The following is a 14,924-nucleotide window of genomic DNA, read 5'->3' on the forward strand; positions in this document are numbered from 1 at the left end:
TGCGATCGGCTCGAATGCCGCCTGTGCCAACGTGGTTCACCGGACGGGCGGCGGTAACCCGCTTCCTTGCCGCGCGGGCTTTCACCAAGCCCGGCGACATGGCGCTGATCCCGACGGCTGCGAACGGTCAACCCGCCGTCGCGGAATATCGGCGCGCCGACGACGGCGTCATGCGGGCCCATTCGATTCACGTCATCACGGTCGGCACCAGCGGGATTGCTGCCCTCACCGTCTTTCTCGATCCGGCGCTCTTCACCATTTTCGGCTTGCCTTTAAGCCCATAGCCGCGCGCTGCGCCTACGCTCGAGTTCACATGTGGTTCAGATGTGGACAGCGCGGTAACACACCATGAGTATTAGGCGCGGCGCTGGTTGTTGAAGGGTGACTGAGTGAAAATTCCGGGTATCGGCCTGGTGGGCAGTTTGGCCGATGGTGTGATGCAGGCCGGTGCGCAGGCGGCATCGGGTGCCGCGGGCACCGTGCAAATGCTGACCAGCCCGGTGGTGGAGCTGGTTGGCCCGGTGGTGCAAGCCGCGGCCCAGTCGACCGGGCGGGTGCTGGGAACCTCTAACGGCTCGGCCACCCATCCCATCCCGCCGGTGCGCTGGCACAGCCGCAACCGGGTGCATCTGGATTTGGATCCGCTGCTGCCGTTCCCGCGATGGGATGAGCACGCGGCAGTGGTAGAGGAGCCGGTGCGCCGGATTGCCGGCGTGGCCAAGGCTCACGTCGAGTGCTCGTTGGGCCGGCTGGTGGTCGAAATCGACGAAGATGCCGACAGCGATGCGGTCTTGGACGAGGTGCGTGACGTCGTCGGCGCCGTTGCCGAGGACTTGAAGCTGGTGGCGTCCGGGTCGGCGACACCGGTCGCTGCGTTCGCCGACCCCGGCAACCCGTTGGCAATTCTGGTCCCGCTGACGGCCGCGGCGATGGATCTGGTCGCAATGACCGCCGCCATTACGGGCACCGTCGCCAAACTGCCCGCCGCACCGCAGACCACCCGGGCGGTGGTCGCGCTCATCAACCATCAGCCGCGCATGGTGTCGGTGCTGGAGTCGCGATTGGGGCGAGTGGGAACAGATATCGCGCTGAGCGCGGCGACGGCGGCGGCCAACGGGCTCACCCAGGCGTTCGGCACCCCGATGCTCGACCTGGTGAGCCGTGGCCTGCAGCTTTCCGAGGCAGCGGCGCACCGCCGGGTATGGCGCGAACGTGAACCCCAGCTGGCTTCGCCGCAGCGGCCGCAAGCCCCGGTGGTCCCGGTCATCTCGTCGGCCGGGACCAAGTCGCACGCGCCGCGGCACGCGTGGGCGCCCGCGGCTGCCGGCGACGAAGCCCATGTCGTCGTCGGCGGCGCCATCGACGCCGCAATCGACACCGCGAAGGGGTCGATGAAGGGGCCCGTGGAGAGCTATTCGGATTCGGCGGCGAACGGCTCGCTGATTGCGGCGGCAAGCGCGTTACTCGCCGGCGGCGGCACCGAGGATGCGGCCGGCGCGATCCTGGCCGGGGTCCCCCGCGCGGCGCATATGGGCCGGCAGGCGTTCGCGGCCATGCTGGGCCGCGGCCTGGCCAACGCCGGCCAACTGGTGCTCGACCCGGGCGCGCTGCGCCGACTGGATCGGGTCCAGGTGGTCGTCATCGACGGCGCCGCGTTGCGCGGCGACCACCGAGCCGTCCTGCATGCCGAAGGAGACGAGCCCGGCTGGGACGACGACCGGGTCTACGAGGTCGCCGACGCGTTGCTGCACGGCGAGGAGGCCCCCGAGCCCGACCCCGACGAGCTGCCCGCCACCGGCGCGCGGCTGAAATGGCTACCGGCGCAGGGGCCGTCGGCGGCACCCGCGCAGGGTCTGGAGCGCGCCGATCTGATGGTCGACGGCCAGCGCGTCGGCAGCGTGGCCGTCGGCTGGGAGGTCGACCCTTACGCGATCCCGCTGCTGCAGACCGCACACCGAACCGGAGCGCGGGTGGTGTTGCGCCACGTGGCCGGCACCGAAGACCTCTCTGCCAGCGTCGGTGCCACACACCCGCCCGGCACCCCGCTGCTCAAGCTGGTCCGTGATCTGCGCACCGATCGCGGACCGGTATTGCTGATCACCGCAGTACACCGGGACTTCGCGTCGACGGACACCCTGGCGGCGCTGGCCATCGCCGACGTCGGAGTGGCCCTCGACGATCCCCGCGCCGCCACCCCGTGGACCGCCGACATCATCACGGGCACCGATTTGGCGGCAGCCGTGCGGATCCTGTCAGCGATTCCGGCGGCGCGCTCAGCCAGTGAATCGGCGGTGCACCTCGCCCAGGGCGGCACGACGCTGGCCGGGTTGCTGCTGGTCACCGGCGAGGAGGGCAGGTCCACCAACCCGGCCAGTTTCCGTCGCTGGCTCAATCCCGTAAATGCCGCTGCCGCAACGGCTTTGATTTCGGGATCCTGGTCGGCAAGCAAGGTGCTGCGGCTGGCCGATCCCACACCGCAACCGCTGACCGCCTGGCATGCGCTGGACCCCGAGATCGTCTATTCGCGGCTGGCCGGTGGCTCGCGCCCACTGGCCGTCGAAGCCGGAGCCCCGGCCTGGCGGCGCATTCTGGACGACTTGTCCTACGAACCGGTGGCCGCACCGCTGCGCGGGCCGCTGCAGTCCCTGGGACGGCTGCTGGTGGCGACCAGGCATGAACTGGCCGACCCGCTGACCCCGATCCTGGCCGTCGGCGCAGCGGCGTCGGCGATCGTGGGCAGCAATGTCGACGCCCTGCTGGTTGCCGGCGTGATGACCGTCAACGCGATAACCGGTGGGGTACAGCGGCTGCGAGCCGAGGCGGCGGCCGCCGAACTGTTCGCCGAGCAAGATCAACTGGTGCGCCGTGTCGTCGTGCCGGCGGTGGCGACGACACGACGCCGGCTGCAGGCAGCGCAACACACCACCCGCACGGCCACGGTGTCCGCGAAGTCGCTGCGCATCGGCGACGTGATCGACTTGGCGGCGCCCGAGGTGGTCCCGGCGGACTGCCGGCTGCTGGTGGCCGAGGACCTCGAGGTCGACGAGTCGCTGCTCACCGGCGAGTCGCTGCCGGTGGACAAGCAGGTGGAACCCGTCGCGGTCAACGACGCCGACCGGGCCAGCATGCTGTTCGAGGGCAGCACGATCGTCGCCGGACACGCCCGCGCGATCGTCGTGGCCACCGGGGTCGGCACCGCCGCGCAGCGCGCGATCTCGGCCGTCGCCGACGTCGAGACCTCGGCCGGTGTCCAGGCCCGGCTGCGCGAGCTGACCAGCAAGGTCCTTCCGCTGACGCTGGCCGGGGGTGTCGCCGTCACCGCCTTGGCGCTGGTGCGTCGAGCGTCGTTGCGCCAGGCGGTCGCCGACGGCGTCGCGATCGCGGTAGCCGCCGTCCCCGAGGGGCTGCCCTTGGTCGCCACCCTGTCCCAACTCGCCGCCGCGCAGCGCCTGACCGCCCGGGGCGCATTGGTCCGCGCTCCTCGGACCATCGAGGCCCTCGGCCGCGTGGACACGGTGTGCTTCGACAAGACCGGCACCCTCACCGAGAACCGGTTGCGGGTGGTATGCGCGGTGCCTGCGAAGACAACGACGCCGGGTCCGTATCCCGAACCCACCGATCCGGCCGCCGCCGCGGTGCTGCGCAAGGCCGCGTGGGCGTCCACCCAACCGCATGACGGCCAGGGCCATGCGCACGCGACCGACGAAGCCATTCTCACCGCGGCGAGTTCGCTCAACGGTCAAGGTGATTCGGGGTGGACGGTGATCGCCGAGGTACCGTTCGAGTCCAGTCGTGGCTTTGCCGCTTCCATCGGAACGTTGGCCACCGATTCCCGCACCCCGATGCTGATGCTCAAGGGGGCTCCCGAGACGGTCTTGCCGCGGTGCCGATTCGAGGATCCGGACGCCGACCTTGCGCACGCAGAGTCGTTGGTGCACCACCTGGCCGAGCAAGGCCTGCGGGTACTGGCCGTGGCACAGCGCCGCTGGGAGCACGACACCGACGACGATGACGACACCGATGCCGACGCCGTCGACGAGGCAGCACACGACCTCGAGTTGATCGGCTACGTCGGATTGGCCGACACCGCGCGGCCGTCCTCGCGCCCGTTGATCGAAGCGCTGGTGGACGCCAAGCGCCACGTCGTGCTGATCACGGGCGATCACCCCGTCACCGCGCGAGCGATCGCCCGGCAGTTGGGCCTGCCCGCGGATGCGCGGGTGGTGACCGGAGCCGAACTCGTCGGCCTCGACGAAGACGCGTCAGCCAAGCTGGCCGCCAACGTGCAGGTCTTCGCCCGCGTCAGCCCCGAACAAAAGGTGCAGATCGTGGCGGCGCTGCAGCGCTGTGGACGAGTGACCGCGATGGTCGGCGACGGCGCCAACGACGCCGCGGCCATCCGGATGGCCGACGTGGGTATCGGCGTCAGCGGCCGCGGTTCCTCGGCCGCGCGCGGCGCCGCCGACATCGTGCTGACCGACGAAGATCTGGGCGTGTTGCTCGACGCCTTGGTCGAGGGCCGCACCATGTGGGCGGGCGTGCGTGACGCCGTGACCATCCTGGTCGGCGGCAATGTCGGCGAGGTGCTGTTCACCATCATCGGAACGGCGTTCGGCGCCGGGCGGGCGCCGGTGGGGACCCGGCAACTACTGCTGGTGAACCTGCTCACCGACATGTTCCCAGCGCTCGCCGTGGCCGTGACCTCGCAATTCGAAGAGCCGGACTACCAGGACTATGAATCCGAGCAGGAAGCCGACCAGGCTCGCCGTGCATATCAACGCGCGGTGCTGACGTCGCCGACGCCCTCGCTCGACGCGCCCCTGATGCGCCAGATTGTCAACCGCGGGGTGGTCACCGCTGCCGGTGCGACCGCCGCCTGGGCCATGGGCCGCTGGACGCCGGGAACCGAACGCCGAACGGCGACAATGGGATTGACGGCTGTGGTGACGACGCAGCTGGCGCAGACGCTGCTGACGCGCCGGCACAGCCCGCTGGTCGTGGCCACGGCCCTGGGCAGTGCGGGCGTCTTGGTCGGCATCATCCAAACACCCGTTCTGAGCAACTTCTTCGGGTGCACGCCGTTGGGTCCCGTTGCCTGGACCGGGGTAATCACCGCGACTGCGGGCGCCACCGCGATCTCGGTGCTGGCGCCGCAATGGTTGGCCAAGACGATCGGCGCTGTGGTTCCCGATCAGGACTAAGCGGACGGGGCGAAATCGCCTGGGCTATGCGGAAATTGGCGTCCTTTCGGGTGGCGGTCGGTGCTTCCGCCGTCGCCCGGCCACGTCGGTGTGAACTGACGGCTTTCGGTGTGAACCCACGGCTTTCGGTGTGAACTGACGGCTTTCGGTGTGAGCCAACGGCGGGAATCGGCACGAATCTCCGCCCTAGTTACACTCGCGAATCCCAGAATTCACTCGCAAAGCCAGCCATTCACACCCAATGCCCGCCGCGCCGTCCGTGAGATTGCGTGTCGCTGAAGCTGAGTCACTTCTTGGAAACGACGCGATCACGACGTGGCTCGTGGTCGGCATCGGTTCTGCAACCAATTACATTGGCCACCTAGGCAAAATCTCCGGCGGCCGATACCGTTCGGCTGCGGGGGCGGCCACCGAAGACACTGACCACAAAGGGAGACTGTTGAGGAACTTCGCTCGATTCAACGTCACGATTGTCGTCGGCGCCGGATTGTGCGGAGCCGCAATGACGTTCAGTTCGGACGCGGCAGCCGTCCCACCGCCGCTGGGTGGGCCCACCTGCCTCGAGCAGATGGCGGGCACCGCGTTTCCGGTCGACGGGGCTGCGCCGGCACCGCTGGCCCTGCCCGGCCCTCCTGTCGCCGGAGGTCCGCCGATCCCGCTGGGCGCGCCGGCGCCGCTTGTGCCCGCCGGAGCAGGCGCGCCGGTTGCGGCGCCGGGGGCAGCGCCAATCGAAACCATGGCGGGCCCTGTCCCGCGGACGGGTAAGGGGGTGCCGAGCGCGCCGGCCATGCCGGCGTCCGCTCCGGTAGTTCTGCCCGGCCCCTTGCCTGCGCCGACGGAACCCCCAGCGGTTTTGGTCGGGGCCGTGGCTCCGGATACCCGTACGGCTTGCCCCGGCGCACGCTGACCAGAGCCCTTACTCCTGCACGATCACCGGGTCACCGACGTTGACGGTGTCGTAGTACCACTCTGCATCGGCCGGACTGAGGCTGATGCAGCCGTGGCTGACGTTATCGGCTCCCATCGATGGGACCGCCCAGGGAGCCGAATGCACAAAGAGGCCACGGCTGCTGATCCGGACGGCGTAATCCACCGTGAGCCGGTAGCCGTCGGGATCGTCGACCGGGATACCGACGCTGCTGGAATCCATGATGACCGAACGGTTTTTGGACATGACGGCGTATTTGCCGACCGGCGTCGGGAATTCCGCCTTCCCCATCGAGGCCGGCATGACACCGTCTTCCCCCCAGTGGGGTCGATGGTGCGGCGCCGGTAACGGCGGCGATGTCCCCGGTTCGGCCCCGTCGATGGTGACCGTAAACGTGTGCTCCGAGATTTTGGCGACACCGAGCACCGTCGGACCCGTCTTGAAATCCGTGGCCAGGGCGCCGACCGACAGTGCCACCTTGCTGTGCGCCGGCCAGAATCGGTCGGGAACCCACTGCACCACATCACGATCCAGCCACTCGAACTTGCCGGTCATTGCGGGCACCGATTTCACGTCGATGGCGCGCTCGGCCGCCGGCCGGTTGGAAACGGGCCCGACGAACGTCACGACGACGGGGTGGGCGACACCCACGACCTGTCCCGGCCCCGGCAGAACCGATGCGATTGCGAAGTCGCGCGACTGGTTGGCCGCCGCCAGATTCACCCGAGCGGGTGGCGCGACCAAGGTCACGCCGATTCCGACCACCACCAGAATTGACCGAAGTGCCGCCCGCATCGCTTCTCGTCATCCTTCACGCCGAAAGGAGCCCCCAAAGGGGTTGTCGTTGGTCGATGTTAGGGGCGTCACGACGCCGCGAACGCCAGCGCGCGCCAGCGGCTCGATCAAGTCTCGGACAAGGTTTGGTCACGGCGAGCAGACGCAAAAGCACCCGCACGCTCGGCGTGTCCAGTGCTTTTGCGTCTGCTCGCGCTAGGTGGCGAGTTCTCGGCGCAGCACCTTGCCGGCCGGGTTGCGTGGAATGCTCTCGACGAGGTGGATGTCCCGCGGCTGTTCGAACCGGGATACCTTGCCTTTCAAGTACTCTCGTAACGCCGGCTCGTCGATGTCGCTGCCCCGCCGCGGGACGACGAACGCGGCCAGTCTCCGTCCGAACTTCTCGTCGGGCACTCCGATCACTGCGTTCTCTGCGACACCGGGATGTTGGGCGAGTGCGTTCTCCAGCGCTCGCGGATAGACGTTTTCACCGCCGGAGACAATCATGTCGTCCTCGCGCCCAACGATGTAGAGCCGTCCCGAGTTGTCGAAGTAGCCCATGTCGCCGGTGCTGGTCATGCCGTCGATGACGGCTTTGCCGCCGCCGCCGGTGTATCCGTCCGCGCCCAGCTCACCGCCCACGAAGATACGACCGGTGACCCGCGGGCCCACCGGCCTGCCGTGTCTGTCGAAGATGCGTACCGGACATCCCGCGACCGGTCGTCCGACCGTCTCCGGGGCGTTACGCACCTCGACCGGTGTGGCCAGCGCGCCGATACCGACCTCGGTGGAGCCGTAGGCGTTGTAGAGGACATCGCCGTAGGCATCCATGAACCGTCGCGCCAGGGCGGGATCGAGGCGGTCGCCGCTGGAGATGACCACCCGCAGACACGGCAGGGCGTTGCGCGCCCGCACTCGTTGTGGCAGGTCCAGAATTCGCGCCAACATGATCGGGACCACGCTCATCGCGTCGGCCCGCTGCAGCGAGGCCTGCGCCAGGGTGGTCTCGGCATCGAAGCGCCGATGGGTCAGCACGGTGCCGCCCAGGCTCACGGTCAGCATCAGCATGCCGAGTCCCAGGCCGTGAAACATGGGGACTGCCAACGCGATTCGCGATCCGACGCGCAACCGGGTGCGCTCCAGGATCGTGACTCCGACGCCCACTCCTGAGCTCAGCCGCGGCGCCCGAGGCACTCCCTTGGGTACGCCGGTAGTGCCCGACGTGAGCAGGACGATCCGGCCCGACGGCGCGACCTTCGGTCGTGCATCGCCCGGTCGCGGCTCGACGGTCACGGGATCGATTACCACGACGGATTCGTCGACATCGCTTATCTGGCCGCTGAATTCCCGGTCGGCGAACATCGTCTTGATCTGGTGCGTATCCAGCGCCCCCGCCAGCGCATCGAGACGAAACTCCGTGCTTACCAGCACCACATCGGCTCCGACCAGACCAGCGGCGAATACCGCGGCGACGAAATTGCGTCCATTGCGGCACATGATCCCCACCGATTCGCCCGGCGCTGCACCGCTGCGGACGAGCTCGCGGGCAAGTGACTCGGTGCATGACTGCAACTCTCGGTAGCTCAATGCGCCGTCGTCGTCGATGATTGCGGTACGGTCTGGCCACCTCGCGGCCGAAATCGCAAGCAATGTATAGAGATTCGTGCCGCCTCGGTACACCTCGCGGATCAGCCGCAACAGCGCCGGTGGAGCGGGCGGACTGAGCAGCCCGGAACACGCCAGTCCCCGCGCCGCGGTGGCGGCAACGCTACCGGCCATCATGCGCCGTCCCGTTGGGCGCCGGACTCGGCGAAAAGCCGGCGGTGCCACAGCCGAGCCGCATAGTCGGCCGGCCCCGCCAGCACCACCGAGGCGATCTCCGCCGGCCACACCCATGGCGGTTCGACGCTGCGGGGCCGCTCGATGATCGCCTTGGCGATCGAATCGGCGGCCTGGTCCGGATACAAACCCGGCAACTTGCCCAGCATCGGCGTCGGCTCGATCATCCGGGTACGGACTAACGCGAAGTAGACCGACGTGACGTCCACGCCATCACTGTGCAGTTCCGGTGCCACGCTGCGCAGCCAGCGATCGAACGCGCCCTTGGACGCCTGGTAGGCGCCCCACTGTGGACCCGGGACCACCCGCACGCCCACGCTCGACACGTTCACGATGTGGCCACGGCCGTTCTCACGCATGGCCGGTAGCAAGCCGAGCAGCAGCCAGATGGGTCCGAGGTAGTTGATGTCGATGGTGCGCTGGAAATCGTGCGGTCGGTCGTATTGGTGATGCAGCGAGCGGCGCAATGACTTGCCGGCATTGCTGACCACGATGTCCAGCGGGCCGTGGTTCTCGGTGATCTGCTTGGTCAGCGCGTGCACGGCGGTCTCATCGCTGAGATCGGTCGCATAGACCATCGCCCTCCCGCCACCCGCGTTGATTGATGCCGCAAGGTCGTCGAGGCGTTCCGCGGATCGGGCCGCCAACAGGACCGTCGCGCCGGCGGCGGCCAGTTTGCGCGCGGTCGCCTCGCCGATGCCATACGACGCCCCGGTCACCAGGACGGTCTTGGCTGAAACGGCCTTGCGCAGCCTGTCTGGATCCGATATCTGCCCAGGGTTGGCCACTCGGTCGAGTGTCGCCTCCAGCGCCTGCGTAATCACATTCATCTTCACTGCCGCATTTCGTTTCGCAAGCCGAAGCCTGCCGCTGCTGACCCCCGACACGTAACCTACCGCGTGCGCGATCAGCTTCGGGTCGCCGTAGTGGAAGGTGCCGATGGCCAGCGGCTCCGCCGCGAAGCCTATGCGGCCATCCCCATCCCTGAGGCCACTCCAAACACGTCCTCAGTCACCGCCGCCATCACCGTCGAACCAGTTGAACCAGTCGAACCAGTCGAATCCGTCACCATCACCACCTCCCCCATTCAACAAGGCGATCAACGCGACTGCCGCGAAGACAAGCACGGTGAGGACGAAGTTGTGGTGGTGGTGGTCGTGGTCGAGAAACCTGAGCACCGTGAGCACCAAAAGACCGAGAGCAAGCAGCACGGCCACCGCGGTCATGATCTTCCTCCGCCAGGGAGGCCCATTGTCGTCAGGCGGTGGTGGAACCGACTCGGGATCCTCAGCCATCAGGCTGGTCGCTCTCGGTCCATCTGCTCTGACGTTCGGATTGCCGCCACGGTCAGGATGCTAGCCATTCACGCGAACCCGCACAGTCGATTCGCCAGGCCCTCACGGGCTGGTTTGTCGTGGTGACGGAGCGAATCGTCCTCGACGGCAGCCGCGGTGGTGATCATCGTTTTTCGTCAGGTGACGAGTGAAAGTCGAATCCATTTGGCTTGCCAGGGGATTCGATCTGCAGGCCGTGGTGGTGGGTAGGCCGCCAATCCGGTCAGACGGCGGGCCGGTTATGCAGCCTGCGTGGATCGACACCGGCGCGGCGCCAGGCGGTGGCCGCCCAGGGCGCGTAGATGAACCACACGGGCAGCCGGTTGATCAGTGGGTTCAGCGCCCGCATGACGGCCGCGAAGCGCTGGAATCGCCGCTCCTTCTTGTCATCCCAGTGCAGTTCGCATACTGCCCGCATCTGCGGCGGCAGGGTGCCCACCAGCACGAGCCGGGTGTAGGCGTTGAGCGGCGCAGACAGCATGTTCCACAGCGGCTTGGGCAGCCAGCGCGGGCCGGGTATGCCCTTGCGGATGTAGCCGGTGCCGTACAGGACCGTCTTGTGCGGGACGAACCGCTCGAGCATGTCGTCCCAGTACTCGACGAACTCGTCATATGTCTGCGGCTGGCCGCGGTCGCTGACTCCGTAAAGGCTGTACCAGATCTTGCCTTCGTTGAAGATCTGCTCTTTCTCGGCATGGGACAGCCGCCGAATGAACGTATCGGCGTTGTAGATGACCTGGTCGACGAATGTCGCGTGCGCCCAGTAGAACAACTCCGGATTCAGCGCGTGGTACCTCGACCCGTCGCTGATGGTGCCCTTGATCGGCTTGTGGAAGTCACGGACTTTGCGGCCCCACTCCTGGGGCGTCTCCGAGTAGACGGTCTTCATCAGCGGGGGTGCGGTTCGCTTGGCCCGGCCCAAGGTGTCGCTGAAGATCACCGAGTGGTCGAGCACGCCCTGGGCGAGCTGCTCTATGCAGTTTTCGACGCCGGCGACGCGCTGGAATCCGAAAAACTGGGTCCGGTGGTCTCCGTAGAACTTCCAGATCAGCGAATCCGGCCCCAGCCGCGGCGAGACCTCGTCCGGCTCGGCGCCGTCAGCAAGCACCGGCACCCCCTCCCGGACGCCGGTGTCGAACCGCGCGCCGGCGCTCGGCTTGGCCGGAGCCTCGTTGTGAGCGGTCATGCCGAACTCCTCAGACGAACGTGAAACACTGAAACAAAATGTTATCTTTGTTCCACGCTAGCAACCGGGTCCGACGTACGCAAAGCAGGTGAGCCATCAAGACCAAGCGACGCGACTCGCTCTCCGAGCTCGACCGCACCATTTTGGACACCGCCCGACAGGTGTTCGAGACCTACGGCGTGCGGCGCGCCAACATCGAAGACGTCGCCGCGCGCGCGGGGGTCAGCCGCAGCACCGTCTACCGCCGCTTTCCCACCAAAGACGACCTGTTCGCACACGTCGTGCGACGAGAGGCGCAGCTCTTCTTCACCACACTGGACCAAGCCACCACCGGCTGTGATCCGCAGCAGGCGGTGATCGAAGCCTTCGCGCTCGGCGTACGCCTGGTGCACGACTCGCCGCTTTACTCGCGGATCGCCGACAGCGAACCCGAACTCCTCGGCATGTTCTCCCGGTCCCACGCCTTCCCCATCGGCCAGTTCGCCGACGGAATCGCCCACACCCTGCGCCGATGCGGGGCCGACATTCCCGAGCCCGACCTGGCCAATATCGCCGACATCCTGTTGCGCGTCGCCCTGGGCATCGTCGTGTTCCCCACCGAGCGGCTCGATACGTCGGATCCGGCAGCCGTCCGCGAATACGCAGCACGTTATCTCGTACCAATCATCGGCCGGACCAGCCCGTAGCTGACGCTGCGACCTGTCGGTGTGCTGAACTAGCCTGAATGCCGTGACCCGGTTTGGTGGGGCTCCGCGCACCAGATACGCCAGCTGCGGCGAGACCGACATCGCCTATCAGGTGTTCGGCGACGGCCCGATCGACCTGGTGATGCTGCCCGGGCCGTCCATCCCGATCGACTGCATCGACGCCGAGCCGTCGATGTACCGCTTCCACCGGCGATTGGCGTCTTTCGCCCGGGTGATCCGACTGGACCAGCGCGGTATCGGCCTGTCGTCGCGGGTCTCCTCGCCCGACGTGATCGGGCCCGAGTTCTGGGCGAAGGACGTCATCGGCGTTATGAACGCCGTGGGATGCGAACGGGCGACCATCGTGGCGCCCGGTTTCACCGCGATGACCGGAATCGTGCTGGCCGCCGACTATCCCGAACGGGTCAGCTCCCTGGTGATCTTCAACGGCTCGGCCCGGACGTTGTACGCGCCCGACTACCCCATCGGCGCCACCATCGATGCTCTCGATCCCTACACGACCCTGGTGGTCGACCCCGATGCCGTCGAGCAGGGTTTCGACATGCTCGGCATGATCGCACCGAGCGTCGCCCACGATGACGCGTTCCGCTCCTGGTGGGACATGGCCGGTAATCGCGCCGCCTCCCCGAGCATGGCGTTGGCGATGATCCGAACCATCCGGGCCGGCGACGTGCGGGACAAGTTGCCGCGAGTCAGCGCGCCGACGCTGATCCTGCACCGCGCCGACTCGACGTTCACCCCGGTCTCACATGGTCGGTACTTGGCGGAGCACATCGCCGAGTCCCGCCTCGTGGAACTACCCGGCGAAGACAACCTGTACTGGGTCGGCAACACCGGGCCGCTGCTGGACGAGATCGAAGAATTCATCACCGGGATGCGGGGTGGTTCCGATAGCGAGCGCCTGCTCACCACGATCATGTTCACCGACATCGTCGGCTCGACCGAGCGTGCGGCGCTGCTCGGCGACGATCGCTGGCGCGACCTGCTGGACAATCACGACACCATCGTGCGCCACGAGCTGCAGCGCTTCGGTGGGCGCGAAGTCAACACCGCCGGGGACGGATTCGTCGCGACATTCAGCAGTCCCAGTGCGGCGCTCGCCTGCGCCGACGAGATCGTCGACGCGGTCAGGGTGCTCGGCATCGAGGTGCGGGTCGGAATTCACGCCGGAGAGGTGGAGGTCCGCGGCGGCCTGAAAGATGACGTGGCCGGCATGGCGGTGCACATCGGTGCGCGGGTGGCCGCCCTGGCCGGCGCCAGCGAGGTACGGGTGTCGTCGACGGTGCGCGACATCGTCACCGGATCACGGCACAGGTTCGCCGATCGCGGTGAAAGCGTCCTCAAAGGCGTCCCCGGGTTATGGCGAATGTATGCCCTCGAGCGTGAGCACGCCGTCGTCGCGGGTTAGCGCCGCTTCAGGGCGGGGTGGCCGCGCGCCAGGAAGGGCACCAGCAACTCAGGCGGCGCGATTCGGGAAATCGACGCAGCCACCCGGTTGGCCCGCCCGGGGATGACGACCGCCTTGCCCGCCGCCAGACCGTCGATCCCGGCCTGCGCGACCTGGTCGGCGGGAAGCCACATCACCTTCGGCAGCGCCGATTCGGCTTCCTCTTTGGAGAAACCGGCCGTTTCGCCGAATCCGGTGTCCACCGGCCCCGGGCACAGCGCGGTCGCGCTGACCCCGGTGCCGCGGAGCTCACCGCGCAGGCTGTGGGTGTAGGACAGCACGAACGCCTTTGCGCCGCCGTAGGCCGCTTGCCCCGGCAAGGGTTGGAACGCGGCCGTCGACGCCACGTTCAGCACGGCGCCACGGTGCCGGTCGACCATGCCCGGCAAGAACCTGCTGCACAGGTCCACTACCGCCGCCACGTCGACCTCGACCAAGTTAAGTTCTTGCTCCGGAACCGATTCCGCGACAACCCCGGTGGTCGACAGTCCCGCGTTGTTGACCAGGATGTCGGGCACCAACCCAAGCGCGGCGACCCGGTCCGGCAGGGCGGCTCGGTCTTCTCGCTTTGACAGGTCAGCCGGTAGTGGATGCGCGTGCGCGCCGAGCCGTGCGGCGAGTTCTTCGAGCCGTTCGGCCCTGCGGGCGACCAACACGACTTGATAGCCACGTTGGGCCAGTATCCGCGCGAATTCCTCGCCGATGCCGGACGAAGCGCCGGTGACAATCGCCGCGCGGTCACTTCCTGGTGGTGGGAGAGCCATACCCGGACCCTACCGGGCATCAGCCCCGACTGCCCGGGCCGGACTCCTGGGCAAGCACTGCGAGCCGGTCCAGCGAAGCGCGCAACATCTCACGTGTCGTGGCCCGGGCGCGAGCCAGGCGAGCACTGTCGGTCAGCTGAGTCCAGTCGTAGGTGTGGGTCACGCTGGTGAGGTCGGCGCTCACCGGTTCGAGTTGCCAGCGCCAAAGATGGCCGGGCGGTGGCTTGCCGGGCTCTGCTGGGCGCCAGGCGATCTGGCTGCCTTCGATGAATTCCACGACGTGGTTCTCCCGCACGCCACCTTGGGTCAACGTGGTCTTGAAGACGTCACCGGCCTGCCGGACACGCTGTCCCGGCGCGGCGGAGGCGAGGTTGTTGTTGCCGTCCCAGCTGGGCTGCAGCGACGGGTCGGCGATCAGGTCGAAAATTCGCTGCGCGTTCGCCGCGACGATGCGGGTTACGCTCACGATTCGCTCTTCGGGTTCCATGGCGCAATCCAAACACGCCGCGGGTCACCGGGCCCGTCGACCACCCGGCCCGGCGGGTCAACAGCGCTCGGCGCCCCGTTGCATCAGCCGCGGACCGCCGCCGCGCGGCCTGCGTCTCAGCAACGCGTACAGCGCGCCACATGCTCGAACCCTCATCGGCGCGACCGCTGCTAGGTTGTCAGGGCTTTGGCTGGTCCAGGCCTCGATAGTCTGCACAAGCGTAGTCCTTTCGAAAGTGGCGCGCTGCAATGAATTTC

Annotated in this window: 12 protein-coding genes; 5 read left to right on the top strand and 7 right to left on the bottom strand. The window is 67.7% G+C overall.

Translation table 11 applies throughout. The features are described 5' to 3' along the window. Positions 1-23 precede the first annotated feature (23 nt). From AC5Y2L_RS03810 to AC5Y2L_RS03820, 3 genes are all read left to right on the top strand, one after another. Positions 24-284 (top strand): hypothetical protein, encoded by a 261-nt coding sequence (locus AC5Y2L_RS03810; RefSeq protein WP_499943567.1) that lies wholly within the window; start codon positions 24-26, stop codon positions 282-284. Positions 285-389: 105 nt separating this feature from the next. Beyond that, positions 390-5,201 (top strand): cation-translocating P-type ATPase, encoded by a 4,812-nt coding sequence (locus AC5Y2L_RS03815; protein ID WP_499936339.1) that lies wholly within the window; start codon positions 390-392, stop codon positions 5,199-5,201. 502 nt (positions 5,202-5,703) lie between these two features. After that, a complete protein-coding gene (locus tag AC5Y2L_RS03820) occupies positions 5,704-6,108 on the top strand; it encodes a hypothetical protein (protein WP_499936341.1) in 405 nt (134 codons plus the stop codon). A 9-nt stretch (positions 6,109-6,117) separates the two neighbouring features. Here AC5Y2L_RS03820 and AC5Y2L_RS03825 read toward each other — a convergent pair whose 3' ends face one another. From AC5Y2L_RS03825 to AC5Y2L_RS03845, 5 genes are all read right to left on the bottom strand, one after another. Continuing rightward, positions 6,118-6,924, bottom strand: coding sequence for a L,D-transpeptidase (locus tag AC5Y2L_RS03825; protein ID WP_499936342.1), 807 nt, complete (start codon positions 6,922-6,924; stop codon positions 6,118-6,120). A gap of 195 nt (positions 6,925-7,119) precedes the next feature. Next, entirely contained in the window at positions 7,120-8,685 is a 1,566-nt protein-coding gene (locus tag AC5Y2L_RS03830; protein ID WP_499936343.1) for an AMP-binding protein, read from the bottom strand. Further along, positions 8,682-9,572 carry an SDR family NAD(P)-dependent oxidoreductase gene (locus AC5Y2L_RS03835; protein WP_499936344.1) on the bottom strand — a complete coding sequence of 297 codons (891 nt, stop codon included), beginning with the start codon at positions 9,570-9,572 and terminating at the stop codon, positions 8,682-8,684. Before AC5Y2L_RS03835 ends, AC5Y2L_RS03830 begins: the two co-directional genes overlap by 4 nt. Positions 9,573-9,749: 177 nt before the next feature. Beyond that, complete coding sequence (locus tag AC5Y2L_RS03840; protein WP_499936346.1) at positions 9,750-9,968, bottom strand: hypothetical protein; 219 nt, start codon at positions 9,966-9,968, stop codon at positions 9,750-9,752. A gap of 331 nt (positions 9,969-10,299) precedes the next feature. Next, positions 10,300-11,262, bottom strand: coding sequence for an oxygenase MpaB family protein (locus tag AC5Y2L_RS03845; RefSeq protein WP_499936347.1), 963 nt, complete (start codon positions 11,260-11,262; stop codon positions 10,300-10,302). A gap of 95 nt (positions 11,263-11,357) precedes the next feature. Between AC5Y2L_RS03845 and AC5Y2L_RS03850 the strand changes: the two genes are divergently transcribed. Together AC5Y2L_RS03850 and lipJ are read left to right on the top strand one after the other, a co-directional pair. Next, complete coding sequence (locus tag AC5Y2L_RS03850) at positions 11,358-11,948, top strand: TetR/AcrR family transcriptional regulator (protein ID WP_499936556.1); 591 nt, start codon at positions 11,358-11,360, stop codon at positions 11,946-11,948. 43 nt (positions 11,949-11,991) lie between these two features. After that, positions 11,992-13,377, top strand: coding sequence for a bifunctional lipase/adenylate cyclase LipJ (lipJ, locus tag AC5Y2L_RS03855; protein WP_499936348.1), 1,386 nt, complete (start codon positions 11,992-11,994; stop codon positions 13,375-13,377). Here the strand turns inward: lipJ and AC5Y2L_RS03860 are convergent. After that, the gene (locus AC5Y2L_RS03860) at positions 13,374-14,180 is read right to left on the bottom strand and encodes an SDR family NAD(P)-dependent oxidoreductase (protein WP_499936350.1); all 807 of its coding nucleotides are present in this window, start codon (positions 14,178-14,180) and stop codon (positions 13,374-13,376) included. The two genes, lipJ and AC5Y2L_RS03860, sit on opposite strands and share 4 nt — an antisense overlap. A gap of 19 nt (positions 14,181-14,199) precedes the next feature. Beyond that, positions 14,200-14,667 (bottom strand): SRPBCC family protein, encoded by a 468-nt coding sequence (locus AC5Y2L_RS03865; RefSeq protein WP_499936352.1) that lies wholly within the window; start codon positions 14,665-14,667, stop codon positions 14,200-14,202. Positions 14,668-14,924 lie beyond the last annotated feature (257 nt).

It is taken from the genome of Mycobacterium sp. NGS66, from assembly GCF_059812225.1.